This window comes from Enterobacter cloacae complex sp. IR5401, from assembly GCF_049238425.1.
GTDB lineage: Bacteria > Pseudomonadota > Gammaproteobacteria > Enterobacterales > Enterobacteriaceae > Enterobacter > Enterobacter hormaechei_C.
The window spans coordinates 12,407-38,412 of record NZ_JBMKHN010000010.1; the positions used below are offsets into that span (position 1 = coordinate 12,407).

The 26,006-nt window shown below is 56.0% G+C and carries 23 protein-coding genes; 13 read left to right on the forward strand and 10 right to left on the reverse strand.

The features are described 5' to 3' along the window. Positions 1–11 precede the first annotated feature (11 nt). The 8 genes from panF to ACOTX1_RS15325 all read right to left on the reverse strand — a co-directional run bounded on the left by panF (position 12) and on the right by ACOTX1_RS15325 (position 6,990). The gene (panF, locus tag ACOTX1_RS15290; RefSeq protein ID WP_008502858.1) at positions 12–1,463 is read right to left on the reverse strand and encodes a sodium/pantothenate symporter; all 1,452 of its coding nucleotides are present in this window, start codon (positions 1,461–1,463) and stop codon (positions 12–14) included. Further along, entirely contained in the window at positions 1,453–1,695 is a 243-nt protein-coding gene (locus tag ACOTX1_RS15295) for a YhdT family protein (protein WP_021242290.1), read from the reverse strand. The genes panF and ACOTX1_RS15295 overlap by 11 nt, the downstream gene beginning before the upstream one ends. 108 nt (positions 1,696–1,803) lie before the next feature. After that, a complete protein-coding gene (gene accC / locus ACOTX1_RS15300; RefSeq protein ID WP_003860388.1) occupies positions 1,804–3,153 on the reverse strand; it encodes an acetyl-CoA carboxylase biotin carboxylase subunit in 1,350 nt (449 codons plus the stop codon). 10 nt (positions 3,154–3,163) lie between these two features. Continuing rightward, positions 3,164–3,628, reverse strand: a complete 465-nt coding sequence (gene accB, locus ACOTX1_RS15305; protein WP_003860389.1) for an acetyl-CoA carboxylase biotin carboxyl carrier protein — start codon at positions 3,626–3,628, stop codon at positions 3,164–3,166. A gap of 21 nt (positions 3,629–3,649) precedes the next feature. Then, positions 3,650–4,102 carry a type II 3-dehydroquinate dehydratase gene (gene aroQ, locus ACOTX1_RS15310; protein ID WP_003860391.1) on the reverse strand — a complete coding sequence of 151 codons (453 nt, stop codon included), beginning with the start codon at positions 4,100–4,102 and terminating at the stop codon, positions 3,650–3,652. Between the two features lie 234 nt (positions 4,103–4,336). Continuing rightward, positions 4,337–4,936 carry a protein-methionine-sulfoxide reductase heme-binding subunit MsrQ gene (gene msrQ, locus ACOTX1_RS15315; RefSeq protein WP_003860393.1) on the reverse strand — a complete coding sequence of 200 codons (600 nt, stop codon included), beginning with the start codon at positions 4,934–4,936 and terminating at the stop codon, positions 4,337–4,339. After that, positions 4,937–5,938, reverse strand: a complete 1,002-nt coding sequence (gene msrP, locus ACOTX1_RS15320) for a protein-methionine-sulfoxide reductase catalytic subunit MsrP (protein ID WP_003860395.1) — start codon at positions 5,936–5,938, stop codon at positions 4,937–4,939. 77 nt (positions 5,939–6,015) lie between these two features. Then, positions 6,016–6,990, reverse strand: a complete 975-nt coding sequence (locus tag ACOTX1_RS15325) for an MDR family oxidoreductase (protein WP_023314920.1) — start codon at positions 6,988–6,990, stop codon at positions 6,016–6,018. 183 nt (positions 6,991–7,173) lie between these two features. Here ACOTX1_RS15325 and csrD point away from each other — a divergent pair, with 183 nt between their 5' ends. From csrD to tldD, 8 genes are all read left to right on the forward strand, one after another. Then, positions 7,174–9,114, forward strand: coding sequence for an RNase E specificity factor CsrD (gene csrD / locus ACOTX1_RS15330; protein WP_023314919.1), 1,941 nt, complete (start codon positions 7,174–7,176; stop codon positions 9,112–9,114). Positions 9,115–9,396: 282 nt separating this feature from the next. Then, a complete protein-coding gene (gene mreB, locus ACOTX1_RS15335) occupies positions 9,397–10,440 on the forward strand; it encodes a rod shape-determining protein MreB (protein ID WP_000913396.1) in 1,044 nt (347 codons plus the stop codon). A 62-nt stretch (positions 10,441–10,502) separates the two neighbouring features. Next, complete coding sequence (gene mreC, locus ACOTX1_RS15340) at positions 10,503–11,519, forward strand: rod shape-determining protein MreC (protein WP_003860400.1); 1,017 nt, start codon at positions 10,503–10,505, stop codon at positions 11,517–11,519. After that, complete coding sequence (gene mreD / locus ACOTX1_RS15345) at positions 11,519–12,007, forward strand: rod shape-determining protein MreD (protein ID WP_003860402.1); 489 nt, start codon at positions 11,519–11,521, stop codon at positions 12,005–12,007. Before mreC ends, mreD begins: the two co-directional genes overlap by 1 nt. 9 nt (positions 12,008–12,016) lie before the next feature. Further along, on the forward strand, positions 12,017–12,610 hold the full coding sequence (locus ACOTX1_RS15350) for a Maf family protein (RefSeq protein WP_023314918.1): 594 nt from the start codon (positions 12,017–12,019) through the stop codon (positions 12,608–12,610). Further along, entirely contained in the window at positions 12,600–14,069 is a 1,470-nt protein-coding gene (rng, locus tag ACOTX1_RS15355) for a ribonuclease G (RefSeq protein WP_003860405.1), read from the forward strand. Before ACOTX1_RS15350 ends, rng begins: the two co-directional genes overlap by 11 nt. Positions 14,070–14,111: 42 nt before the next feature. Next, on the forward strand, positions 14,112–17,918 hold the full coding sequence (gene yhdP / locus ACOTX1_RS15360; protein WP_023314917.1) for an AsmA2 domain-containing protein YhdP: 3,807 nt from the start codon (positions 14,112–14,114) through the stop codon (positions 17,916–17,918). A gap of 83 nt (positions 17,919–18,001) precedes the next feature. After that, positions 18,002–19,447, forward strand: a complete 1,446-nt coding sequence (gene tldD / locus ACOTX1_RS15365; protein ID WP_003860414.1) for a metalloprotease TldD — start codon at positions 18,002–18,004, stop codon at positions 19,445–19,447. A 49-nt stretch (positions 19,448–19,496) separates the two neighbouring features. On the opposite strand, the gene aaeR is transcribed toward tldD, so the two are convergent. Continuing rightward, positions 19,497–20,423, reverse strand: coding sequence for an HTH-type transcriptional activator AaeR (aaeR, locus tag ACOTX1_RS15370; RefSeq protein ID WP_003860415.1), 927 nt, complete (start codon positions 20,421–20,423; stop codon positions 19,497–19,499). 179 nt (positions 20,424–20,602) lie between these two features. On the opposite strand from aaeR, the gene aaeX reads away from it, so the two are divergent. The 5 genes from aaeX (at position 20,603) to ACOTX1_RS15395 (ending at position 25,578) form a co-directional block, all read left to right on the forward strand. Further along, positions 20,603–20,806 carry a p-hydroxybenzoic acid efflux pump operon protein AaeX gene (gene aaeX / locus ACOTX1_RS15375; RefSeq protein WP_003860416.1) on the forward strand — a complete coding sequence of 68 codons (204 nt, stop codon included), beginning with the start codon at positions 20,603–20,605 and terminating at the stop codon, positions 20,804–20,806. Between the two features lie 7 nt (positions 20,807–20,813). Beyond that, entirely contained in the window at positions 20,814–21,746 is a 933-nt protein-coding gene (aaeA, locus tag ACOTX1_RS15380; protein WP_003860417.1) for a p-hydroxybenzoic acid efflux pump subunit AaeA, read from the forward strand. A gap of 5 nt (positions 21,747–21,751) precedes the next feature. Further along, the gene (aaeB, locus tag ACOTX1_RS15385) at positions 21,752–23,719 is read left to right on the forward strand and encodes a p-hydroxybenzoic acid efflux pump subunit AaeB (RefSeq protein ID WP_003860418.1); all 1,968 of its coding nucleotides are present in this window, start codon (positions 21,752–21,754) and stop codon (positions 23,717–23,719) included. Between the two features lie 86 nt (positions 23,720–23,805). Beyond that, a complete protein-coding gene (locus tag ACOTX1_RS15390; protein ID WP_003860422.1) occupies positions 23,806–25,260 on the forward strand; it encodes an NAD-dependent succinate-semialdehyde dehydrogenase in 1,455 nt (484 codons plus the stop codon). 45 nt (positions 25,261–25,305) lie between these two features. Further along, the gene (locus ACOTX1_RS15395) at positions 25,306–25,578 is read left to right on the forward strand and encodes a barstar family protein (protein WP_003860424.1); all 273 of its coding nucleotides are present in this window, start codon (positions 25,306–25,308) and stop codon (positions 25,576–25,578) included. A 59-nt stretch (positions 25,579–25,637) separates the two neighbouring features. On the opposite strand, the gene yhcN is transcribed toward ACOTX1_RS15395, so the two are convergent. Further along, positions 25,638–25,901: a peroxide/acid stress response protein YhcN gene (gene yhcN / locus ACOTX1_RS15400; RefSeq protein WP_126497776.1), complete on the reverse strand. Its 264-nt coding sequence runs from the start codon at positions 25,899–25,901 to the stop codon at positions 25,638–25,640. Between the last annotated feature and the right edge of the window lie 105 nt (positions 25,902–26,006).

Here is a 26,006-nt window from a genome sequence, read left to right on the forward strand (position 1 = left end):
GGCAAAACTCTTTATTTATCAGTAGAAATCATAGCGGGCTGTGGGACGGGCTGACCGAAACGGTTCCCCACCACAAACGCCAGTAAACTTAGCAGTAACGAAGGCACAATCGGATGGAAGCCCAGGTACTGAATCTTAAACGTTGCGAGAACGGCGTACAGCACGCCGCCAACAATCATCGCGCTCAGCGCACCTGCAGCATTTGCGCGTTCCCAGTAGAGCCCTAACACCAGCGGCCACAGGAATACCGCCTCAAGCCCACCAAATGCCAGCAGGTTCAGCCAGATGATCATCTCCGGCGGGCGCCATGCGGCTAACAGCAGCAACGCGCCTAGCACCAGCGTAATCACCGCTGACATATGCTTCAGGCGACGTTCATTTTCAACCTGTTCAGGGCGCAGGTTCAGATAGAGATCTTTAATGATCGTAGCGGAACTTTGCAGTAACTGAGCGTTGATGGTCGACATAATGGCGGCCATTGGCGCGGCGAGGAAAATCCCGGCGGCAAAGGGGGGCAGTACTTTGACCATCAGCGTCGGGATAACCAGATCCGGCACGGTAAGATCGGGGATTACCGCGCGCCCTAATGCCCCCGCCAGATGCATACCAAACATCAGGACAGCGACCACAATCGTCCCGATGATGATGCCCTTGTGAACGGCTTTGCTGTCTTTATAGGAGATACAGCGCACGGCGGTATGCGGCAGACCAATTACTCCGAAGCAGACTAACACCCAGAATGAGGTCATAAAGGTCGGAGAGAGGATATCATCTGCGCCCTGCGGCGAGACCAGTTTCGGGTCAATCGCTTCCAGGGTTTCCACCGCGTGAGTGAGTCCACCCGCCGCATGGACAATCCCCACCAGCAGAACGATCGTACCGATGAGCATCACCATTCCCTGCAGCGTATCGTTCAGCACGCTGGCGCGGAATCCGCCAAACGCAGTATAGAGCGCGATGCTTACCCCGAAGATGATGAGGCCTGTCTCGTAAGGGATGCCGGCCGCCGTTTCCAGCAGACGCGCACCGCCGATAAACTGTACGGTCATCGCACCGATAAACGCCACCAGCAGGCTCAAGCTCGCCAGCCACACCAGCAAGCGGCTCTGGTAACGGGCAAAGAGCATATCGTTGAGCGTCACGGCATTGTAACGGCGCGCCAGAATGGCAAATTTTTTACCCAGTATGCCCAACGAGAGCCAGACGGCAGGCAGCTGGATCATCGCCAGCAAAACCCAGCCTAACCCGTATTTGTAGGCCGCACCGGGGCCGCCAATAAACGAGCTGGCGCTGATATAGGTCGCGGTCAGCGTCATTGCCAGCACAACGCCGCCCATCGAACGGCTGCCGAGAAAATACTCGTTCAGAAAGGCACCGGTCGTTCTTTTGCGCATGGCGTAAATGGACAATCCAAATACGACCAGCAGGTAAGCGACAAGCGGCAGAATGACTTCAAGCTGCATCATCGTCCTCCAGCGGAATATCCCGGTAGATAAATTTCACCATTGCCCAGCACAGCAGGATAAACACCAGCGGAACCAGCAGGCAGGCCAATTCGAACCAGTGCGGCAGGCCGGTGATGCCAATAGCAGAGTCTGGTAAGTAAGCGGTTACTAACCATGCAGCAAGATAGAGAAGGGTCAGCCACAGCGCCCAGCGCGCTTCTTTATGGGCCTGAACAAAACGTTTGTCCATTTTTTGTCCCTTGTGGATGAAGAAAGCGGGGATTGTACATGATGGGGCTTAGCGATCCCCAGAAATAAAAAAGGCCGGATAATCCGGCCTTTTAGCAACACTGATCTCTTACTTCTCGTTCAGACCGAGTTTTTTCTCCAGGTAGTGGATGTTAGTCCCACCATTCTGGAAGTGCTCGTCGCTCATAATGCGCATCTGGAGATCAACGTTGGTTTTGATTCCGTCGATGATCAGTTCCTGCAGGGCGTTCTTCATGCGGGCAATCGCCACGTCACGGTTTTCGCCGTAGCAGATGAGCTTACCGATCATTGAGTCATAGTACGGCGGTACGGTGTAACCGGCGTAGATATGAGACTCCCAGCGCACGCCAAAGCCACCCGGCGCGTGGAAACGCGTGATTTTACCCGGGCTTGGCAGGAAGGTGTTCGGGTCTTCGGCGTTGATACGGCATTCTACCGCATGGCCTTTCACCACAACTTCTTCCTGCTTGATGGACAGCGGCTGACCGGCTGCGATACGCAGCTGCTCTTTAATCAGGTCAACGCCGGTGATCATTTCGGTAACCGGGTGTTCAACCTGAATACGGGTGTTCATCTCAATGAAGTAGAACTCGCCGTTTTCGAACAGGAACTCAAAGGTACCCGCCCCGCGATAGCCGATATCGACACACGCTTTGGCGCAACGCTCACCGATGTAGCGACGCAGTTCCGGCGTAATGCCCGGCGCTGGCGCTTCTTCGACGACTTTCTGGTGACGACGCTGCATGGAGCAGTCACGTTCTGCCAGATAGATCGCGTTACCCTGACCGTCAGCCAGCACCTGAATTTCGATGTGGCGTGGGTTTTCCAGGTATTTTTCCATGTACACCATGTCATTGCTGAAAGCCGCTTTCGCTTCCGCTTTGGTCATGGAGATGGACTGCGCCAGTTCAGCATCGCTGCGTACAACGCGCATACCGCGACCGCCGCCGCCGCCGGACGCTTTGATGATCACCGGATAGCCAATGCGTTTAGCATGGGCGCGGTTAGCATCCATATCGTCGGTCAGCGGGCCGTCAGAGCCCGGTACGGTTGGCACGCCAGCTTTTTTCATCGCGGTGATGGCAGACACTTTGTCACCCATCAGGCGAATGGTGTCAGCTTTCGGGCCAATGAAGATAAAGCCAGAGCGTTCAACCTGCTCAGCAAAGTTGGCGTTCTCAGAGAGGAAACCATAACCCGGGTGAATCGCGACCGCGCCAGTGATTTCGGCGGCGCTGATGATCGCCGGGATGTTCAGATAGCTTTTTACGGACGGAGCCGGACCGATACAGACCGTCTCATCCGCCAGCAATACGTGTTTTAAATCGCGATCCGCGCTTGAATGCACGGCCACGGTCTTGATGCCCAGTTCTTTACAGGCACGAAGAATACGCAGTGCAATCTCGCCACGGTTGGCGATAACAATTTTATCCAGCATGTTCGCCTCGTTACTCGATGACGACCAGCGGCTCGTCAAATTCTACCGGCTGACCACTTTCGACCAGGATCGCTTTCACAGTACCTGATTTGTCTGCTTCGATCTGGTTCATCATTTTCATGGCTTCAACGATGCACAGGGTATCGCCTACGTTGACTTTCTGACCCACTTCGATGAACGCCTTCGCGTCCGGGCTCGGGGTGCGGTAGAAAGTACCAACCATTGGGGAACGTACGATGTGACCACTGATTTCTGTTGCAGCCGCAGGTGCCGCTTCTGCTGCCGCTGGCGCAACGGCTGCGGAGAGCGCAGGCTGCTGCACTGGCGCAGCATAAGCTTGCTGCATTACCGGGAAGCTAGCGGCTGGGGCTGCACGGCTGATGCGTACAGACTCTTCGCCTTCAGAAATTTCCAGTTCGGAGATGCCTGATTCTTCAACCAGCTCGATCAGTTTTTTAATCTTACGAATATCCATGAGTGGGTTCCGTACTCTTGTTTAGTGTGATTGTGACAAGCGTTTTACCGCTGTCTGTAAAGCGTATGAATAGCCGTCTGCACCCAGCCCACAAATCACGCCAGCGGCGATATCTGACAGGTAGGAGTGGTGGCGGAACGGCTCTCGGGCGTGCACGTTACTCAGGTGAATCTCGATAAACGGGATACTCACCGCGAGCAGTGCGTCGCGTATAGCAACACTGGTGTGCGTAAACGCGGCCGGATTGATCAGGATATAGTCCACAGTGTCTTTAGCCTGATGAATACGGTCGATGATTGCGTACTCCGCGTTAGACTGAAAATGGTCCAAATCCACATTCAGCGACGCTGCTTCCGTACTCAGACGGTTAACAATTTCGCTCAATGTTAGCGTGCCGTACTTCTCTGGCTCACGGGTGCCGAGCATGTTCAGGTTCGGTCCGTTTAAAACTAAAATTTGGAATTTATCAGCCATTATGCCGCTATCTCCTGCGATTTTCGGGTAAAAAACAACATATACCCTCAAAGCGCAATTGTCACCCTTTCAGAGGCCTAAAACCCCTGTAGGGAAAACCGAAGTCGCACATTATAACGATTTCGTAGCATTTGGCAGCTAAATACTGGTCTTATCAGGGAAGATTATCAACCGCTATCCGAAAAAGATTCGCGGTTGATAAATAATCTGCGGGAAAACGCACAGTTTCGTGAACTATCGCAACCACTGGCGGAACTTCTTGTAACGCCACGCTAAAAGGGCCAGGGCCAGCAGGGCGTAGATGACCGGCTGAGGGGATAAAATCTTCACCGACCACAGGTAATGAATAGGGGCGAGGATCGCGACCAGATAGACGAAGTTGTGCAGCAGTTGCCAGCGTCGACCCAGTTTTCGCTGCGCATACTGCGTGGAGGTCAGCGTCAGCGCCAGTAAAACCAGCCAGCTTACGATACCCAGCGTCAGATAGGGACGCGTCACCAGTTCGCTGCCAAGGAGTGCCAGGTTGTTAATGCCCAGTTCCAGCAGGGCGTAGCTGGTGAGATGCAGCGTTGCCCAGGCGAAACACCATAGCCCTAAAAGCCGACGGGTGCGTATCAATAATGGCTGTTTAGCGTAGCGCGCCAGCGGTGAGACGAGCAAGGTCGCCAGCAAAAATTTCAGAGCCATCCGACCCGTAAAATGCTGAATATCTTTCGCCGGATCGGCACTGAACTGTCCCTGGCTGGCTGCCCAGAAGAGCCAGATAAAGGGGAGCAATCCTGCTAAATGCAGGAGTACCTTCAGCCAGGTTATCTGCTTTGCCGTTAAACGCACTTAGAAGTTCTCCCGTAAATTCAGCCCACGGTAGAGGGATGCCACCTCATCCGCATAGCCGTTAAACAGCAGCGTTGGCTGGCGTTTAACATCCAGCGCGCCGCCGGAGCCGATAAAACGTTCCGTCGCCTGCGACCAGCGCGGATGGTCAACGTGCGGGTTAACATTGGCAAAAAAACCATACTCGTCAGGCGCTGCCAGGTTCCAGGTGGTGGGGGGGCGTTCACGGGTGAGCTTAATGCTGACGATCGATTTGATGCCCTTGAAACCGTATTTCCACGGTACGGTCAGGCGAATGGGCGCCCCGTTTTGCGGCGGCAGCGCTTTGCCATAAACCCCGACGGTGAGCAGCGTAAGCGGATGCATGGCTTCGTCGAGACGTAAACCTTCAACGTAGGGATACTCCAGCCCGCCGCCGATAAACCGATCCTTCTGGCCTGGCATCTCGTCCGGAGCATAGCGCGTCTGGAAAGAAACATACTTCGCGTTGCTGGTGGGCTCAACCAGCGCCAGCAGTTTATGCAAAGGGAAACCTACCCACGGCACCACCATCGACCAGGCTTCCACACAGCGCATACGGTAAATGCGTTCTTCAAGGGGGAAGCGGGTGGTGAGGTCATGATGATCCAGCGTCAGCGGTTTTGCCACCTCGCCATCTATCTTCAGCGTCCAGGGATCGGTTTTCATGCTCCCGGCGTTGGCGGCAGGATCGGCCTTATCAAGACCAAACTCATAGAAGTTGTTATAGCCGGTGACTTTATCTTCCGGCGTCAGCGTCAGTTTATTCTGCCACTGTGCCGGTTTGGTGAAGTCAAGCGGTGCGCCGGAGGGGGCTTTCGGGCGATCGTTGCCCTTAAACCAGTCGAGCAGATCGGCATGGGCCGCAGGGGTGAGCGTCAGGGCAGTGGCGCTGATGCCAAGCATTTTCAGGATCTGGCGGCGCTGTAGCATAAAGACAGATTCAGACGTTACGTCGGCTTCCGTCAGTTTTCGGGTTTTCATGGCATCCTCCGTCAGGCGTTTTTCTAAGCATGGCGGAGGAGGAGGGTTAGCGCGAATATGTCACGAAAATTTGAAGATTAGGCGATTTTAACCAGCGCACGACCGTGGAACTGGTTGTCCATGATTTTATTGGCGAACTCTGGCGCCTGGCTCAGGGTGATCTCAGTGGCGCTCTGCTCATAGAATGAGGCTGGCAGATCCTGCACCAGACGTTCCCAGGCCGCAGCCCGCCGCTCGGCTGGGCTCATGACCGAATCGACACCCTGAAGACGCACGTTACGCAGAATAAATGGCATCACCGTCGTCGGCAGGGCAAAACCACCCGCCAGACCACAGGCCGCCACGCAGCCGCCGTAATTCATTTGCGCCAGCACCTTCGCCAGCACTTTGTCGCCGACGGTATCTACTGCGCCAGCCCAGACCTGTTTTTCCAGCGGGCGGGTCTCGGCGAATTCGTCGCGGCTCAGAATACGGCTTGCGCCCAGCTGACGTAGATAATCATGCGTACTTTCGCGGCCAGAGACGGCGGCGACCTGATACCCCAGCTTGTGCAGCAGCGTGACGGCCGTGCTGCCCACGCCGCCGCTGGCGCCGGTGACGACAATTTCGCCCGAGTCAGGACAAATCCCGGCCTCTTCCAGCGCCATCACGCACAGCATGGCGGTGAAGCCTGCCGTGCCGATGATCATCGCCTTACGACCGTCCAGGCCTTTCGGCATCGGGACCAGCCAGTCACCTTTGACGCGCGCCTGTGCTGCCAGTCCGCCCCAGTGGTTTTCACCTACGCCCCAGCCGGTGAGCAGCACCTGCTGTCCGGCGTGAAAACGCGGATCTTCACTGGTATGCACGCGGCCTGCAAAGTCGATTCCTGGCACCATCGGGAAATTTCGGATGATTTTACCTTTTCCCGTAATCGCCAGTGCATCCTTATAGTTCAGGCTGGACCAGTCGATATCTACGGTCACGTCGCCCTCCGGCAGGCGGTTCTCCTCAATGGCTTGCACCGAGGCAACGGTTTTGCCGTCCTGCTGTTCTAAGATCAAAGCCTGCATACAGGGTCCTCACTAGGTTTGATGATGGGAAAATATGTCCTGATGACTATACTCGCTCAATGAAACGCAGTGCCGATTTAACGCAATAAATTGCCAGATACACCAGGTTTGATAGTATGTCGCATTTAAAATGCAAGTTAGTGCTCACTTGCCCCCCCTTCAACCCACGGAGTAATCTCAAGGATGCGATTAACGACGAAGTTCTCAGCTTTTATTACCTTGCTGACGGGGCTGACCATATTTGTCACGCTAATCGGCTGCTCGCTGAGCTTTTACAATGCCATCCAGGATAAGCTGGTTAACCGGGTTGAATCGGTTGCATCGGTTATCGACACTCGCCTGATAACGTCCTCCTTCCCGGCGCTTTCGCGTGAGCTGGATGAGTTAATGGTGCCTGTGGATATAGTGCAGATCGACATTAAACAGGGGAAGCAGACCGTTTTCAGCCATACCCGCCAGGGCAGCTATCGTCCTGCCGGCACGGTAGATCAGTATCGGGACGTCACGGTTAATTCACTTAAACATCCGGGTATGACAATTCATCTGATGTACCAGGATCCGATGAGCAACTATTTACGCTCGCTTATGACCACCGCGCCCTTAACCATCGCCGTTGCCTTTATCGTACTGCTGATTTTCCTCGCCGTTCGCTGGCAGCGTCGTCAACTTTCCGGCCAGGAACTGCTGGAAACACGCTCCGTGCGGATACTGAATGGCGAGCGGGGTCCGCAGGTGCGGGGATCGGTTTATGAATGGCCATCACGCACCAGTAGCGCCCTGGACGTGCTGCTCTCCGAAATCCAGTTTGCCAGCGATCAGCGTAGCCGTATGGACACGTTGATTCGCTCTTACGCCGCGCAGGATAACAAAACGGGCCTCAACAACCGTCTCTTCTTTGATAATCAGCTGGCTACGCTTCTTGATGACCCCGAAAAGGTGGGTACGCATGGCGTGGTAATGATGATTCGCCTGCCCGACTTTGATCTGCTCCGTGATACCTGGGGTCAGCGCGTGGCGGAAGAGAACCTCTTTACGCTGATTAATCTGCTGTCCACCTTTATCATGCGCTACCCCGGCGCGTTACTGGCACGCTACCACCGCAGCGACTTTGCCGTCTTGCTGCCGCATCGCACCTTAAAGGAATCCGAGAGTATCGCCAGTCAGCTGCTGAAAGCCGTCGATGCGCTGCCCCAGAGCAAAATGCTCGACAGAGACGACATGGTGCATATAGGCATCTGTGCCTGGCGCGGCGGTCAGTCGACGGAGCAGGTGATGGAACATGCGGAAGCGGCAACGCGTAACGCCGTATTGCAGGGGGCGAACGGCTGGGCGGTCTATGATGATACGCTGCCGGAGAAAGGGCGCGGCAACGTGCGCTGGCGAACCCTGATTGAACAGATGCTGAGCCGGGGCGGACCGCGCATCTATCAAAAACCGGCGGTCATGAAGAGTGGTCATGTCCATCATCGTGAGCTGATGTGCCGTATTTTTGATGGCACCGAAGAGGTTATCTCCGCGGAATATCTGCCCATGGTGTTGCAATTCGGATTGTCCGAAGAGTATGACCGTCAGCAAATCACCCGCCTCATTCCGTTTTTATCGTACTGGCCTGAAGAAAATCTGGCTTTACAGGTGACCGTCGAATCGCTGATCCGTCCGCGCTTCCAGCGCTGGTTACGTGACACGTTAATGCAATGCGAAAAATCGCAACGCAAACGCATTATTTTTGAACTTGCAGAGGCAGATGTAGGTCAACACATCAGCCGGTTGCGCCCGGTGGTGCGTTTAATCAATGCGCTTGGGGCTCGCGTGGCGGTAACCCAGGCGGGTCTGACGCTGGTGAGCACCAGCTGGATCAAAGAGCTGGATGTTGAATTATTGAAGCTGCATCCGGGTCTGGTAAGGAATATTGAAAAACGCACGGAAAACCAGCTGCTGGTACAAAGCCTGGTGGAAGCGTGCAAAGTAACGCAAACGCAAGTATTTGCCACAGGCGTACGTTCACGAAGTGAATGGCAGATGTTGACAGAGCGCGGCGTGACGGGCGGTCAGGGGGATTTTTTTGCCGTCTCTCAGCCGCTTGACACCAATGTGAAAAAATATTTGCAAAGATACTCTGTTTGACCTGCCGTTTACTTTGTTTTCACGTAGAATATCGCGCCTGTAGCTTTGAGTAAGACGAGCATAAAAGCCAGTGAACGACCTTTAATGGGTTACAAGTGAAAGTGAGGGACGCTGCTGTTTACTCAGCCCTGAGGGATTCAGGGGATGAATTTGTAACAAAGGAAACGTGCTGCACTAATTTTCACCGTAGCAGACGATTTTTGCGCCTTGTCGCTGCTGCGTGTGGTTGGTAAAGTAAGCGGATTTTGTTTTCCGCCCCAGCTTTCAGGATTATCCCTTAGTATGTTGAAAAAATTTCGTGGCATGTTTTCCAATGACCTGTCCATTGACCTGGGTACCGCGAATACCCTTATTTATGTAAAAGGACAAGGCATCGTATTGAATGAGCCTTCCGTTGTGGCCATTCGTCAGGATCGTGCCGGCTCGCCAAAAAGCGTGGCCGCAGTAGGTCATGATGCGAAGCAGATGCTGGGCCGTACGCCGGGCAACATCGCCGCGATCCGCCCAATGAAAGACGGCGTTATTGCTGACTTCTTCGTGACCGAAAAAATGCTTCAGCACTTCATCAAGCAGGTTCACAGCAACAGCTTCATGCGCCCAAGCCCGCGCGTGCTGGTGTGTGTGCCGGTTGGCGCGACCCAGGTTGAACGCCGTGCAATCCGTGAATCTGCTCAGGGTGCCGGTGCGCGTGAAGTCTTCCTGATTGAAGAACCGATGGCTGCGGCAATTGGTGCGGGTCTGCCGGTTTCTGAAGCAACCGGTTCTATGGTGGTGGATATCGGTGGCGGTACCACTGAAGTGGCCGTTATCTCCCTGAACGGCGTGGTGTACTCCTCTTCCGTGCGTATCGGCGGCGACCGTTTCGACGAAGCTATCATCAATTACGTTCGCCGTAACTACGGCTCTCTGATCGGTGAAGCGACCGCAGAGCGCATCAAGCACGAAATCGGTTCTGCCTACCCGGGTGATGAAGTGCGCGAGATCGAAGTTCGCGGTCGTAACCTGGCGGAAGGCGTGCCACGCGGATTCACCCTGAACTCCAACGAAATCCTGGAAGCGTTGCAGGAGCCACTGACCGGTATCGTGAGCGCGGTGATGGTTGCGCTGGAACAGTGCCCGCCAGAGCTAGCCTCCGATATCTCCGAGCGCGGTATGGTTCTGACCGGTGGTGGTGCGCTGCTGCGTAACCTCGACCGCCTGTTAATGGAAGAGACAGGTATTCCTGTCGTAGTTGCAGAAGATCCACTGACTTGCGTCGCCCGTGGTGGTGGCAAGGCGTTGGAAATGATCGACATGCACGGCGGCGACTTGTTTAGCGAAGAGTAGTCGGGTGTGAGAGGGTAGCAATTTGCTACCCTTTCTCTCTGACGCGAGAATACGCATAGCCTATGAAGCCAATTTTTAGCCGTGGCCCGTCGCTACAGTTTCGCCTGATCCTGGCGGTTCTGGTTGCGCTCGGGGTCATTATTGCCGATAGCCGCCTCGGTACGTTCAGCCAGATCCGAACGTACATGGATACCGCCGTCAGTCCTTTCTACTTTATTTCAAATGGTCCCCGTGAACTGCTCGACTCCGTGTCGCAAACGCTCTCATCGCGTGACCAGCTCGAACTCGAAAACCGTGCGTTACGCCAGGAACTGCTGCTGAAAAACAGCGAGCTGCTGATGCTGGGGCAATATAAGCAGGAAAACGCACGCCTGCGTGAACTGCTTGGCTCGCCGCTGCGCCAGGATGAACAGAAAATGGTCACCCAGGTGATCTCCACCGTAAACGATCCGTACAGCGATCAGGTGGTGATTGATAAAGGCAGCGTGAACGGCGTATACGAAGGTCAGCCTGTCATCAGCGATAAAGGCGTCGTGGGCCAGGTTGTGGCGGTTGCCAAACTGACCAGCCGCGTGCTGCTGATTTGCGATGCCACCCATGCACTGCCGATTCAGGTGCTGCGTAACGATATTCGCGTGATTGCCGCCGGTAACGGCTGCACGGACGATCTGCAACTGGAACATCTGCCCGCCAACACGGATATCCGCGTGGGCGACGTGCTAGTGACGTCCGGTCTGGGCGGTCGTTTCCCTGAGGGCTACCCGGTTGCGGTTGTCTCTTCCGTGAAGCTCGACACTCAGCGTGCCTACACCGTGATTCAGGCGCGTCCAACGGCCGGCTTGCAGCGTTTGCGCTACCTGCTGCTGCTGTGGGGCGCCGATCGTAACGGAGCTAACCCGATGACCCCGGAAGATGTGCATCGCGTGGCGAATGAACGCCTGATGCAGATGATGCCGCAGGTACTGCCTGCGCCGGATGCGATGGGACCACCTGCACCCGTACCGGCTCCGGCGACGGGGTTAACGCAGCCGCTGCCGGATGCGCCGCCACCGCCGCAAGTCTCGGGTGGAGGGCAGTAGTGGCCAGTTATCGTAGCCAGGGGCGCTGGGTAATCTGGCTCTCATTCCTCGTTGCACTGTTGCTGCAAATTATGCCCTGGCCGGACGACATTCTTGTTTTCCGGCCAAACTGGGTATTGCTCATTTTGCTCTACTGGATCCTTGCCCTGCCGCACCGCGTAAATGTCGGCACAGGTTTTGTGATGGGTGCCATACTGGATCTTATCAGTGGCTCTACGCTTGGCGTCCGCGCCTTATCCATGAGCATTATTGCGTATCTCGTCGCACTCAAATTCCAGCTCTTTCGTAACCTTGCGCTCTGGCAACAGGCGCTGGTGGTGATGTTGTTGTCGCTCGCTGCGGATATCGTTGTTTTCTGGGCAGAGTTTTTAGTGATCAACGTCTCTTTCCGACCGGAAGTGTTCTGGAGTAGTGTAGTAAACGGTGTGCTCTGGCCGTGGCTGTTCCTGCTGATGCGTAAAATTCGCCAGCAGTTTGCCGTGCAATAAAAGGTTTCTATGACGTCTTTGTATCTTGCCTCCGGTTCTCCGCGTCGCCAGGAACTGCTCGCGCAGTTGGGTGTCTCCTTCGAACGCATCGTTACCGGTATTGAAGAAAAACGCGCTGAGGGTGAAAGCGCTCAGCAGTATGTCTCTCGTCTGGCGCGTGAAAAAGCGCAGGCGGGCGTGGCATGCGTGCCGCGTGACTTACCGGTGCTGGGTGCGGATACCATTGTCATTCTCAATGGTGAGGTGCTTGAGAAACCCCGCGACGCAGACCATGCGGCGCGGATGCTGCGTAACATGTCCGGACAAACCCATCAGGTGATGACGGCGGTAGCGCTGGCAGACAGCCAGTACGTTCTGGATTGCCTTGTGGTAACGGAAGTGACGTTCAGAGTCCTCACCAACGAGGAGATCGCCGGCTATATCGCCAGCGGTGAACCTATGGATAAAGCAGGTGCATACGGTATTCAAGGGTTGGGTGGCTGTTTTGTCAGGAAGATAAATGGCAGCTATCACGCCGTAGTCGGCTTACCGCTGGTGGAAACGTATGAGTTGCTGAGCAATTTTAACTCACTGCGTGAGGGAAGGGATAATTATGACGGCTGAATTGTTGGTAAACGTAACGCCATCGGAAACCCGTGTGGCCTACATTGATGGTGGCATTCTTCAGGAAATTCATATTGAGCGTGAAGCGCGACGCGGAATCGTAGGCAATATCTACAAAGGTCGTGTCAGTCGTGTCCTGCCGGGTATGCAGGCGGCTTTTGTAGATATTGGGCTCGATAAGGCGGCGTTTTTACATGCCTCCGATATCATGCCGCACACCGAATGTGTGGCAGGCGAAGAGCAAAAGCAGTTTGCCGTGCGCGACATCTCTGAGCTGGTGCGTCAGGGCCAGGATCTGATGGTGCAGGTGGTAAAAGATCCGCTGGGCACTAAAGGCGCGCGTCTGACCACCGACATCACCCTGCCTTCACGCTACCTGGTGTTTATGCCGGGGGCGTCGCACGTCGGCGTGTCACAGCGTATTGAGAGCGAAAGCGAGCGTGAGCGCCTGAAAAAGGTGGTCAGCGCCTACTGCGACGAGCAGGGCGGGTTTATTATCCGTACCGCGGCGGAAGGGATCAGCGAAGAAGATCTCGCCTCGGATGCGGCCTACCTGAAGCGCGTCTGGACCAAAGTGATGGAGCGTAAAAAACGCAACCAGACCCGCTACCGGCTGTACGGTGAGCTGGCGCTCGCTCAGCGCGTATTACGTGATTTCGCCGACGCCCAGCTTGACCGCATCCGCGTGGACTCCCGTCTGACGTACGAAGCCTTACTGGAGTTCACCGCCGAGTACATCCCGGAAATGCCGGGTCTGCTGGAGCATTACACCGGACGCCAGCCGATATTTGACCTCTATGACGTTGAAAACGAAATCCAGCGTGCGCTGGAGCGTAAGGTTGAGCTGAAATCGGGTGGCTATCTGATCATCGATCAAACCGAAGCGATGACCACCGTCGATATCAACACCGGCGCGTTTGTCGGCCATCGCAACCTCGATGACACCATCTTCAACACCAACATCGAAGCGACGCAGGCCATCGCGCGTCAGCTTCGCCTGCGTAATCTGGGCGGCATTATCATCATCGACTTTATCGATATGAACAATGAAGATCACCGCCGTCGCGTGCTGCACTCTCTGGAGCAGGCGCTGAGTAAGGACCGCGTGAAAACCAGCATCAATGGCTTCTCGCAGCTCGGTCTTGTGGAAATGACCCGGAAACGGACCCGCGAAAGCGTGGAACATGTCCTGTGTAATGAGTGTCCAACCTGCCATGGACGCGGAACGGTAAAGACGGTGGAGACGGTCTGCTACGAGATCATGCGTGAAATTGTCCGTGTCCATCATGCCTACGACTCAGACCGTTTTCTGGTCTATGCTTCCCCTGCGGTGGCGGAGGCCCTGAAAGGGGAAGAGTCGCACGCGCTGGCGGAAGTGGAAATCTTTGTCGGCAAACAGGTAAAAGTGCAAATTGAGCCGCTCTATAACCAGGAGCAGTTTGACGTCGTCATGATGTAAACGCAGTTCGCTGCGAGATTTAAGGCTGACAAGGAGAGACGCGTGAGGCGATTGCCGGGGATTTTACTGCTTACAGGGGCAACGCTGGTCGTGATTGTCGCGTTGCTCGTGAGCGGGCTGCGTCTCGCCTTGCCGCATCTGGACAGCTGGCGTCCGCAGATCCTGGCAAAAATCGAATCCGCCACCGGCCTGCCGGTGGACGTGAGTCATATCGAGGCAAGCTGGCAGAACTTTGGCCCGACGCTAGATGCGCGGGATATCAGCGCCAGCCTGAAAGATGGCGGCCACCTCAAAATCAAACGCGTCACCCTGGCGCTGGATGTCTGGCAAAGCCTGCTGCATCTGCGCTGGCAGTTTCGCGATCTCACCTTCTGGCAACTTCAGCTGATGACTAACACGCCGCTGCAAAGCGGCGACAGCGATCGAGGGCTGGAAACCAGCCGTATCAGCGATCTGTTCCTGCGGCAGTTCGATCATTTCGATCTGCGCGACAGCGAAGTGAGCTTTATTACTCTTTCCGGTCAGCGCGCTGAGCTGGCGATCCCTCAGCTGACCTGGTTAAACGGGAAAGATCGCCACCGCGCCGAGGGGCAGGTGAATCTCTCCAGCCTGAACGGGCAGCACGGGGTTATGCAGGTGCGGATGGATCTGCGTGACGACAATGGCCTGCTGAACAACGGCAGGGTCTGGCTACAGGCGGACGACGTGGACGTGAAGCCGTGGCTCGGTGAGTTGCTACAGCAGAACATGCAGCTGGAGACCGCGCGCTTCAGCCTGGAAGGCTGGATGACGCTGACGAACGGGGCGTTCGCCAGCGGCGATATCTGGCTTAAGCAGGGGGGCGCGAGCTGGAAAGGGGAAAACCATCAGCATCAACTTTCCGTCGATAACCTCACCGCACACGTGACGCAGGATAAAGGCGGCTGGCAGTTCGCCATTCCGGATACGCGCATCTCCATGGATAACAAACCCTGGCCGCGCGGCGCGCTGACGCTGGCGTGGATGCCGGAACAGGACGTCGGCGGGATAAACGGTAAACGCAGCGACGAGCTGCGTATCCGCGCCAGTAACCTGGATCTGACGGCGATCGAAGGGCTGCGTTCAATGGCCGCAAAACTTTCACCGGAGCTGGGCGAAATCTGGCTGGCGACGCAGCCGAGCGGGCAGATAAACCGACTGGCGCTGGATATTCCGCTCCAGGCTACGGAAAAGACGCGTTTTCAGGCGGCATGGAAAAATCTCGCATGGAAACAGTGGAAATTGCTGCCGGGTGCCGAGCACTTCAGCGGTAAACTGGAAGGAAGCGTGGAAAACGGCAGGCTGACGGCAGAAATGCAGGACGCGAAAATGCCGTACGAAACGGTCTTCCGTGCGCCACTGGAGATCGAAAAGGGAAATGCCACTCTCAACTGGCTGAAGAATGACAAAGGTTTTCAGCTCGATGGCCGCGATATTGATGTAAAAGCCAAAGCGGTACATGCCCGCGGTAATTTCCGTTATCTACAGCCTGAAGGCGATGAGCCGTGGCTGGGTATTCTGGCGGGCATCAGCACAGATGACGGTTCGCAGGCGTGGCGCTACTTCCCGGAAAACCTGATGGGGAAAGCGCTGGTGGACTATCTCAGCGGCGCTATTCAGGGCGGCCAGGCGGATAACGCCACGCTGGTCTACGGCGGCAACCCGCACCTGTTCCCGTATAAGCACAACGAAGGCCAGTTCCAGGTTCTGGTGCCGCTACGCAACGCCACCTATGCCTTCCAGCCAGACTGGCCGGCGCTGAAGAATCTGGATATTGAACTCAACTTCCTGAATGACGGCTTGTGGATGAAGACGGACAGCGTCGCGCTGGGCGGCGTAACGGCAAGCAACCTGACGGCAAACATCCCGGATTATTCCAAAGAGAAGCTGCTGATTGATGCGGATATTAAGGGGCCGGGTAAAGCGGTTGGCCCGTACTTTGAAGATACGCCGCTGAATGACTCCCTGGCAGCCACCCTTCAGCAGTTGCAGTTAGATGGCGATGTGAATGCTCGCTTACATCTGGATATCCCGCTGGACGGTGAATTGACCACCGCCAAAGGCGACGTTCGCCTTAATAACAACAGCCTCTATATCAAGCCGCTGGACAGCACCCTGAAAAACCTCAGCGGTCAGTTCAGCTTTGTTAACGGCACGCTGAAAAGTGAGCCGCTTAAAGCGACCTGGTTCAATCAACCCGTTAATATCGATTTCTCCACCACCGAGGGCGATAAAGCCTACCAGGTGGCGGTCAATATGGACGCGAACTGGCAGCCGTCACGCATGGATGTTCTGCCGAAGCCGATTGAGAATGCGGTGGACGGTGCGGTGTCATGGAATGGCAAGGTCGCCATCGACCTGCCTTATCATGCCGGTGCGCGCTATAACGTCGACATTACGGGCGATCTAAAAAACCTCAGCAGCCAGCTTCCCGCGCCGCTGAATAAAAAAAGCGGTGAAGCATTGCCCGTCAACGTTAAGGTTGCGGGCAACCTTAACAGCTTCGATTTAACCGGAAACGCGGGCGGAACAAACCACTTCAACAGCCGCTGGCTGCTTAACCGCAAGCTGACGCTGGACAGGGCGATCTGGACGACGGACAGCCGTACCACGCCGCCGCTGCCGGAGCAGGCGGGCGTTGAACTGAATCTCCCGTCGATGGATGGCGCAGAGTGGCTGGCACTGTTCCAGAAAGGTGTCGGGCAAAACGTCGACCAAACGGCGCAGTTCCCGCAGTCCATTACTTTGCGCACGCCTGCGCTGACGCTGGGCGGACAGCAGTGGAACAACCTGAGTATTGTCTCCCGGCCGACGGTAAACGGCTCAAAGGTCGAGGCGCAGGGGCGTGAGATCAACGGTTCGTTGATCATGCGCGATCACGCGCCATGGCAGGCGGCTATCCGTTATCTCTATTACAATCCGACCTTTACGGCGTCTAAAGCAGAGTCGACAAGCACTTCTCCTGTCAGTGGCAGTGGGACGTCGCGCGTGGATTTCAGCGGCTGGCCCGATCTCCAGCTGCGCTGCGCGGAGTGCTGGCTGTGGGGACAGAAATATGGCCGTATCGACGGTGATTTTGCCATTCAGGGAAATACGCTGAGCCTCTCTGGTGGGCTGGTGGATACCGGCTTTGGCCGCATGACTGCCGCGGGCGAATGGGTGAACAAACCGGGTGAACAACGCACCTCGCTGAAAGGCGATATTAAAGGCAATAAGCTGGACGCCGCGGCTAACTTCTTCGGCATTAGCACGCCGCTTCGCGGATCGTCCTTCGATGTGAATTACGATCTGCACTGGCGCGCTGCGCCGTGGACACCCGATGAAGCTTCGCTTAACGGCATCCTGAAAACCAACTTCGGTAAGGGTGAGATTGCCGACGTGAGCACGGGGCGCGCCGGGCAGATCCTGCGCCTGCTGAGTTTTGATGCGCTGCTGCGCAAGCTGCGCTTCGATTTCAGCGACACCTTCAGCGAAGGTTTCTACTACGATTCCATTCGCAGTACGGCGTGGATCAAAGACGGCGTTCTGCATACGGACGATACGCTGGTGGATGGCCTGGAAGCGGATATCGCCATGAAAGGCTCGGTCAACCTCGTGCGTCGCGAACTGGATATGGAAGCCGTTGTGGCGCCGGAAATTTCCGCAAGCGTGGGCGTTGCGGCGGCTTTTGTGGTGAACCCGATTGTCGGTGCGGCGGTGTTTGCCGCCAGTAAAGTGCTGGGGCCGCTCTGGAGCAAGGTCTCTATTCTGCGCTATCGCATTACCGGTCCGGTCGATAAACCGCAGATTAACGAGGTGCTGCGCCAGCCGCGCAAAGAAGCACCGCAATGATTTGACGTGGGCAGGTAATTGCCTCACTCTCAATAAATACGATCTTTATACCGCCACGGGCGGCAACGAACGAGTAGCAATAGATGAGTCTGAACCTGGTAAGTGAACATTTGCTCGCAGCGAACGGCCTGAGCCATCAGGACCTGTTCTCCATTCTTGGTCAACTGACCGAACGCCGCCTCGACTACGGCGATCTCTATTTCCAGTCGAGCTATCACGAATCCTGGGTTTTAGAAGACAGCATCATTAAAGATGGCTCTTACAACATCGACCAGGGCGTCGGCGTGCGCGCCGTCAGCGGGGAGAAAACCGGTTTTGCTTATGCCGATCAGATTAGCCTCGCCGCACTTGAGCAGAGCGCGCAGGCCGCGCGCACCATTGTGCGTGATACCGGAGATGGTCGCGTGAAAACGCTGGGTGAAGTGCAGCACGCTGCGCTCTATACCAGCATCGACCCGCTGCAAAGCATGAGCCGCGAAGAGAAGCTCGACATCCTGCGTCGCGTGGACAAAGTGGCTCGCGCGGCGGATAAACGCGTGCAGGAAGTCTCTGCCAGCCTGACCGGTGTTTATGAACTGATCCTGGTGGCGGCGACGGACGGTACCCTGGCGGCGGATGTTCGCCCGCTGGTGCGTCTCTCTATCAGCGTGCAGGTTGAAGACGACGGCAAGCGCGAGCGCGGCTCAAGCGGTGGCGGCGGTCGTTTTGGCTACGACTGGTTCCTCGGCGACGTTGACGGCGAAGCGCGCGCTGATGCGTGGGCAAAAGAAGCCGTGCGCATGGCGCTGGTCAACCTGTCTGCCGTGGCGGCTCCTGCCGGTACGCTGCCGGTGGTTCTGGGCGCAGGCTGGCCTGGCGTGCTGCTGCACGAAGCGGTCGGTCACGGCCTTGAGGGTGATTTCAACCGTCGCGGGACGTCCGTATTCAGCGGTCAGATGGGGCAGCTTGTCTCCTCCGAACTGTGTACCGTGGTGGATGATGGCACCATGCTCGACCGTCGCGGCTCGATTTCTATCGACGATGAAGGCACGCCGGGCCAGTACAACGTGCTGATCGAAAACGGCGTACTGAAAGGCTACATGCAGGACAAGCTTAACGCGCGCCTGATGGGCGTAGCGCCAACGGGTAACGGCCGTCGTGAATCCTACGCGCACCTGCCGATGCCGCGCATGACCAACACCTACATGTTGCCGGGCAAATCCACGCCGCAGGAGATTATCGAATCCGTTGATTACGGGATCTTCGCGCCAAACTTTGGCGGCGGTCAGGTGGATATCACCTCCGGCAAATTTGTCTTCTCTACCTCAGAGGCGTATCTGATTGAGAAGGGCAAAGTGACCAAAGCGGTGAAAGGCGCAACCCTGATTGGCTCTGGCATTGAGGCCATGCAGCAGATTTCCATGGTCGGTAACGATCTGAAGCTGGATAACGGCGTGGGCGTTTGCGGCAAAGAGGGCCAGAGCCTGCCTGTGGGCGTCGGTCAGCCTACGCTGAAAGTAGATAATCTGACGGTGGGCGGCACGGCGTAAATTTTCCCCCGCACCCTAACCCTCTCCCCAACGGGGAGAGGGGAAAAGCCTACTCTTTCCTTCTGCCCCGCATGCCCTGAAACAGCTCCGCCACTTCCACAAAATAGTCCGTCAGATAGTTAATACAGACCTGCACCTTCAGCGGCAGCTTGTCCTTTTCCGTATAGAGCGCGTACACCGGACGCGGATCGGACTGGTAGCGCGGGAAGAGGATCTCCAGCACGCCGCTGTTGATCTCGTTGATCACCCACATCAGCGGTACGTAGGCGATCCCGGCCCCGGCCACCAGCCAGCGTGAGATGGTCATCGGATCGTTGGTGACGAAGCGGCCTTCAGGCAGCAGTTTAGTGGAAAGCCCTTCCGGCGCGATCAGTTCAAATTCGTTATCTGGCCGAACGCTGTATTCCAGCCACGAGTGGTTGCTCAGATCGGCAGGTTTCTCCGGCACGCCATACTGTGCCAGGTAGCTTTTCGAAGCGCAGACCACCATCGGCATGCTGCCCAGTCGACGCGAGAACAGGCTAGAGTCCTGCAACGCGCCAACGCGGATCACCACGTCTAACCCATCGGCAATCAGGTCCGGTGCCGGAATGCCCGTAACCAGATTAACGGTTAAACCGGGATACTCTTTCAGCATTTCCGCCGTCATGGCAGCGAGAACATTTTGTGCCATAGTTGAAGAACACCCGATACGCAGCGTGCCGATAGGCGTGTTGTTAAAGGCATAGAGTTGCTCGTGAACGTCCTGCACTTCATGCAGCATTCGACGGCAGCCCTGATAGTAAATTTTACCCGCTTCCGTCAGCCCGATGCTGCGGGTGCTGCGGTTGAGCAGCTTCACCTGAAGCTCATCTTCCAGTTTTGACACTGTCTGACTAATGGATGAGACGCTCATTTGTAGCTGACGTGCTGCGGCGGTAAAAGAGCCTTGCTCAACCACTTTCGCAAAGACGGACATGCGTTTTAGACGTTCCATTATTCACTCTGGCTTAAAAGTGATTTAGATCACATATGATAGATAACAGCATAACAGTTACGTTAATATATTATTAATTACATAACGGCTGCGCCACTCTCGCCCGGCAATTCTTGCTCTCCTGCGGCGGCGCGAGCATAAAAATCCAGTAACCTGCACTCTCTTTAATCAAGGTCAACATGAGTCTGTTTCCCGTTATCGTGGTGTTCGGTTTGTCGTTCCCACCGATATTTTTCGAGCTTCTTTTATCACTGGCGATCTTCTGGCTGGTGCGCAAGGTGCTGGTCCCTACCGGGATTTATGATTTCGTCTGGCATCCTGCATTGTTCAATACCGCGCTGTATTGCTGCCTGTTCTATTTAATATCGCGCATGTTTGTCTGAGGTTGATGTGAAAACGCTAACAAGAAAAATCTCCCGCACTGCCATCACTATGGCGCTGGTCATCCTGGCGTTCATCGCTATTTTTCGCGCCTGGGTTTATTACACCGAATCCCCGTGGACGCGCGATGCGCGTTTCAGCGCGGAGGTGGTCGCGATAGCGCCCGATGTCGCCGGTCTCATTACGGCAGTCAACGTCCACGATAACCAACTGGTGAAAAAAGATCAGGTGCTGTTCACCATCGACCAGCCGCGCTATCAAAAAGCGCTGGAAGAAGCGGAAGCCGACGTGGCGTATTACAACGCGCTGGCCTCTGAAAAACGCCGTGAAGCAGGACGCCGTAACAAGCTGGGCATCCAGGCCATGTCCCGGGAAGAGATTGACCAGTCCAATAACGTGCTGCAAACCGTGCTGCATCAGCTGGCAAAAGCGCAGGCGACGCGCGATCTGGCGAAGCTCGATCTGGAACGTACCGTTATCCGCGCCCCGTCCGATGGCTGGGTGACCAACCTCAATGTCTATGCGGGCGAGTTTATCACGCGCGGCTCTACGGCCGTGGCGCTGGTGAAACAGAACTCTTTCTACGTCCTCGCCTATATGGAAGAGACCAAGCTGGAAGGCGTGCGTCCGGGCTATCGCGCCGAAATCACGCCGCTCGGCAGCAACCGGGTCCTGAAGGGAACCGTGGACAGCGTGGCCGCGGGGGTGACCAACTCCAGCAGTACCAATGATTCAAAAGGGATGGCGACCGTCGATTCTAACCTCGAGTGGGTTCGTCTGGCGCAGCGCGTACCGGTACGCATTCGTCTGGATGAGCAGCAGAGCAACCTCTGGCCCGCAGGCACCACGGCGACGGTGGTGATCACGGGTGAAAAAGACCGTGATGCCAGCCAGGATTCGATCTTCCGTCAAATCGCCCATCGCCTGCGCGAGTTTGGTTGATCGCTATGGGCATTTTTTCCATCGCCAGCCAGCACATCCGCTTCGCCGTGAAGCTGGCATGCGCCATTGTGCTGGCGCTGTTTGTTGGCTTCCATTTCCAGCTTGAAACGCCGCGCTGGGCCGTTCTGACCGCCGCGATCGTCGCTGCCGGTCCTGCCTTCGCGGCGGGTGGCGAACCTTACTCCGGGGCAATTCGCTATCGCGGGATGCTGCGTATTATCGGCACCTTTATCGGCTGTATCGCCGCCCTGACCATTATCATCCTGATGATCCGCACGCCGCTGCTGATGCTGATTGTATGCTGTATCTGGGCGGGTTTTTGCACCTGGGTCTCTTCGCTGGTGAAGGTGGAGAACTCGTACGCCTGGGGTCTGGCGGGATATACCGCGCTGATTATTATCATCACCATTCAGAGTGAACCGCTGCTTGCTCCGCAGTTCGCCGTGGAACGGTGCAGCGAGATTGTCATTGGTATCGTCTGCGCGATTGTCGCAGACCTGCTCTTCTCTCCGCGATCCATCAAGCAGGAAGTCGATCGTGAGCTGGACGCGCTGATTGTTGCTCAGTACCAGCTCATGCAGCTGTGCATTAAGCACGGCGACAGCGAAGAGGTCGACAAGGCCTGGAGTGCGCTGGTGCGCCGCACGCAGGCGCTGGAAGGGATGCGCAGTAACCTCAATATGGAGTCTTCCCGCTGGGAGCGGGCCAACCGTCGTCTGAAAGCGATCAATACCGTCTCGTTAACGCTGATCACCCAGGCGTGTGAAACCTACCTGATTCAGAACACCCGCCCCGAAGTGGTAACGGATACTTTCCGCGAACTGTTTGATGAGCCTGTGGAGACGGTGCAGGACGTGCATCGACAGCTTAAACGCATGCGTCGTGTGATTGCGTGGACAGGAGAACGGGATACGCCAGTCACCATTTATACCTGGGTAGGCGCCGCAACGCGCTACCTGCTCCTGAAACGCGGCGTGATTAGCAACACCAAAATCAGTGCGGCGGAAGAAGAGGTGTTACAGGGCGAAGTGGTGATCAAACCGGAATCCGCCGAGCGCCATCATGCGATGGTTAACTTCTGGCGTACCACCCTGGCCTGTATACTCGGCACGCTGTTCTGGCTGTGGACCGGCTGGACGTCTGGCAGCGGCGCGATGGTGATGATTGCCGTCGTCACCGCGCTGGCGATGCGTCTGCCCAACCCGCGCATGGTCGCGATCGATTTTCTGTACGGCACCATTGCGGCGTTACCCATTGGCGCGCTCTACTTCCTGGTGATTATTCCCTCGACGCAGCAAAGCATGCTTTTGCTCTGCATCAGCCTGGCGGTGATGGCGTTCTTTATCGGGATTGAGGTACAAAAACGCCGTCTGGGATCGTTAGGCGCACTGGCGAGTACGATTAACATCATCGTGCTGGATAACCCGATGACCTTCCATTTCAGTCAGTTCCTGGATAGCGCACTAGGTCAGCTGGTGGGCTGTTTCCTGGCAATGATGGTGATCCTGCTGGTGCGGGATAACTCTCAGGCGCGGACAGGGCGCGTGCTACTGAATCAGTTTGTATCGGCCGCCGTATCGTCCTTGACCACCAACACCGCGCGGCGCAAGGAGAACCACCTGCCGGCGCTCTATCAGCAGCTGTTCCTGTTGCTGAATAAATTCCCGGGCGATGTCGCCCGCTTCCGCCTGGCGTTAACCATGATTATCGCGCACCAGCGTCTGCGGAACGCGCCAGTGCCGATCAACGACGATTTGTCCGCCTTCCACCGCCAGCTACGGCGCACGGCGGACCATGTGATATCGGCATCCAGTGATGACAAACGTCGCCGCTACTTTAAGCAACTGCTGGAGGAGCTGGATATCTACCAGGAGAAACTGCGGATCTGGGAAGCGCCGCCGCAGGTTACCGAGCCGGTAGAGCGGCTGGTGTTTATGCTGCACCGCTACCAGAATGCGCTGACAGACAGCTAACGAAGAGAAAACCGACGCCAAAAGCGTCGGTTTTTTTGTGGCTATACTTATTCTTGCAGGTTCAAACATTCAGGAAGGGAGGACACATGACAACCCAGGCTCTTCAGGACAGTATTCTTTTTCAGACCGGGTATCTGGTCAACGGTATCTGGAAAACACTCGACACCACGTTTGATGTGCTAAACCCGGCCACGGGCGAGGTCATTGCGAAAGTGGCGAAAGCAGGAAAAGCCGAAACCGAAGAGGCCATTGTGGCCGCGACGAAGGCCTTTCCCGCATGGCGCGCAAAAACGGCAAAAGAGCGTTCCGCGATCCTCTATCGCTGGTATGAACTGATTATCGAGAACAAAAGCTGGCTCGGGCGGCTGATGACTACCGAGCAGGGCAAGCCGCTGAAAGAGGCTGAAGGTGAGGTGGACTACGCTGCCAGCTTCATTCAGTGGTTTGCCGAGCAGGCCAAGCGCGCCAACGGTGAAATCATTCCTCCGGTTAAACCTGGCTCCCGTATTCTGGCCACTCGTGAACCTGTCGGGGTGGTTGCTGCTATCACGCCATGGAATTTCCCGATGGCTATGCTCACCCGTAAGCTCGGCCCGGCGCTGGCAGCAGGATGTACCGGCGTGATCAAACCTGCAAACAACACGCCGCTGAGCGCCTTTGCGCTGCTGACGCTGGCGAAGCAGGCCGGTGTGCCGGATGGTGTGCTGAATGCGGTCGCGGGGAGCACCTCAGAAATTAGCGACGCCATTATGGCCAGCCATGACGTGCGCAAAATCTCGTTTACGGGTTCAACCGCCGTCGGGAAAACGCTGGTTCGCAATTCCGCAGAGACCATGAAAAAGGTATCGATGGAGCTGGGCGGTAATGCGCCGTATATCGTTTTCGAGGACGCGGATATTGATGCCGCCGTCAAAGGCGCGATCGCCAATAAGTTCCGTAACGCCGGGCAGGTCTGCGTCAGCGTAAACCGTTTCTATATTCAGGAGACGGTCTATGACAAGTTCGTCAATCAACTTGCCGATGCGGTGAAGGCGCTGAAGGTGGGTAACGGTCTGGACGAGGGCGTCGTTGTCGGCCCGCTGATTGAGCCTTCGGCTGTCGAGAAAGTGCGTGAGCACGTCGAAGATGCGGTAGCGAAGGGCGCCACGGTGCTGGCTGGGGGTAAACCGCACGAACTTGGCGGCAACTTCTGGATGCCAACCGTACTCGGTGACTGCCATGAAGGCATGAAGCTGGCAGAAGAGGAGACCTTTGGTCCCGTTGCCGCCTGCTTCCGCTTCACGTCGGAAGACGAAGTGGTTATGCGCGCTAACAATACGCCTTACGGGCTGGCGGCCTACTTTTATACCCAGAATCTTTCGCGCGTGTTCCGCGTCTCACAGGCCATTGAGAGCGGCATGATCGGAATTAATGAATGTGCGGTCTCGACCGAACTGGGTCCGTTTGGGGGCGTAAAAGAGTCCGGGCTGGGCCGCGAGGGGTCCGTGCTGGGGCTGGAGGAGTTTCTGGAAGTTAAAACCCTGCATATCGGGGGATTATAATAGACAGGGCGGCATTTGCCGCCCGCCTGTACCGGGTGGCTGGCAATGAAAATTTATACCTTTGATTTTGACGAAATTGAGAGTCAGGAAGACTTCTATCGCGAGTTTATTCGGGCGTTCGACCTGGAGCGGGGCAGCGTAAGCAATCTTGATATGCTGTGGGATGTGGTTACCGGCGACAGGCTGCCGTTACCGCTGGAAATCGAATTTACCCATCTGCCTGAAAAACTGCGCAGACGCTTTGGCGCATTGATTTTATTGTTTGATGAAGCGGAGGAGGAGCTGGAAGGGCAACTGCGTTTCAACGTGCGCCAGTGATAAAAAAGCCCCTGACCGGGAGGTCAGGGGCAAGTCGTATGATGAGATACGACGAGGGTTTATTTGTACAGTTCTGCGGTAGCGTGCCAGTGGTCGCCACTGCGCGCTTCGATGATGCGATAAGATGACGCACCCTGTTCTTCCGCTTTTTTGTTCAGCATTTCGTGCATGTCCATCGGAGACGTACCGATGGCACCAACAGAAACAGTCCCGATAGCCTGACGGGATTGTGCCTGTTCGACATTAATGGTGTCGGCTGCAAACGCACCGAATGACAGGACTGACAGTACGCTCAGGGTAGCTACAGTGGTTTTAATTTTCATGATTATTTACCTCGTCAATTATTTTACTGGGGTCTTTGTTCTGTGACCCTCATCACAAAATCAAGTATACACTAATCACGCTAAAAATTAATACCAGGCTAATGG

What these genes read in the sequence shown, in the direction of transcription:
- aaeR (WP_003860415.1), bottom strand. Translation starts at nt 20,423, where the DNA reads ATGGAACGTCTAAAACGCATGTCCGTCTTTGCGAAAGTGGTTGAGCAA.
- csrD (WP_023314919.1), top strand. Translation starts at nt 7,174, where the DNA reads ATGCGATTAACGACGAAGTTCTCAGCTTTTATTACCTTGCTGACGGGG.
- rng (WP_003860405.1), top strand. Translation starts at nt 12,600, where the DNA reads ATGACGGCTGAATTGTTGGTAAACGTAACGCCATCGGAAACCCGTGTG.
- tldD (WP_003860414.1), top strand. Translation starts at nt 18,002, where the DNA reads ATGAGTCTGAACCTGGTAAGTGAACATTTGCTCGCAGCGAACGGCCTG.
- yhcN (WP_126497776.1), bottom strand. Translation starts at nt 25,901, where the DNA reads ATGAAAATTAAAACCACTGTAGCTACCCTGAGCGTACTGTCAGTCCTG.
- mreB (WP_000913396.1), top strand. Translation starts at nt 9,397, where the DNA reads ATGTTGAAAAAATTTCGTGGCATGTTTTCCAATGACCTGTCCATTGAC.
- aaeB (WP_003860418.1), top strand. Translation starts at nt 21,752, where the DNA reads ATGGGCATTTTTTCCATCGCCAGCCAGCACATCCGCTTCGCCGTGAAG.
- ACOTX1_RS15295 (WP_021242290.1), bottom strand. Translation starts at nt 1,695, where the DNA reads ATGGACAAACGTTTTGTTCAGGCCCATAAAGAAGCGCGCTGGGCGCTG.
- aroQ (WP_003860391.1), bottom strand. Translation starts at nt 4,102, where the DNA reads ATGGCTGATAAATTCCAAATTTTAGTTTTAAACGGACCGAACCTGAAC.
- aaeX (WP_003860416.1), top strand. Translation starts at nt 20,603, where the DNA reads ATGAGTCTGTTTCCCGTTATCGTGGTGTTCGGTTTGTCGTTCCCACCG.
- accB (WP_003860389.1), bottom strand. Translation starts at nt 3,628, where the DNA reads ATGGATATTCGTAAGATTAAAAAACTGATCGAGCTGGTTGAAGAATCA.
- mreC (WP_003860400.1), top strand. Translation starts at nt 10,503, where the DNA reads ATGAAGCCAATTTTTAGCCGTGGCCCGTCGCTACAGTTTCGCCTGATC.
- accC (WP_003860388.1), bottom strand. Translation starts at nt 3,153, where the DNA reads ATGCTGGATAAAATTGTTATCGCCAACCGTGGCGAGATTGCACTGCGT.
- ACOTX1_RS15390 (WP_003860422.1), top strand. Translation starts at nt 23,806, where the DNA reads ATGACAACCCAGGCTCTTCAGGACAGTATTCTTTTTCAGACCGGGTAT.
- ACOTX1_RS15395 (WP_003860424.1), top strand. Translation starts at nt 25,306, where the DNA reads ATGAAAATTTATACCTTTGATTTTGACGAAATTGAGAGTCAGGAAGAC.
- ACOTX1_RS15325 (WP_023314920.1), bottom strand. Translation starts at nt 6,990, where the DNA reads ATGCAGGCTTTGATCTTAGAACAGCAGGACGGCAAAACCGTTGCCTCG.
- ACOTX1_RS15350 (WP_023314918.1), top strand. Translation starts at nt 12,017, where the DNA reads ATGACGTCTTTGTATCTTGCCTCCGGTTCTCCGCGTCGCCAGGAACTG.
- panF (WP_008502858.1), bottom strand. Translation starts at nt 1,463, where the DNA reads ATGCAGCTTGAAGTCATTCTGCCGCTTGTCGCTTACCTGCTGGTCGTA.
- msrP (WP_003860395.1), bottom strand. Translation starts at nt 5,938, where the DNA reads ATGAAAACCCGAAAACTGACGGAAGCCGACGTAACGTCTGAATCTGTC.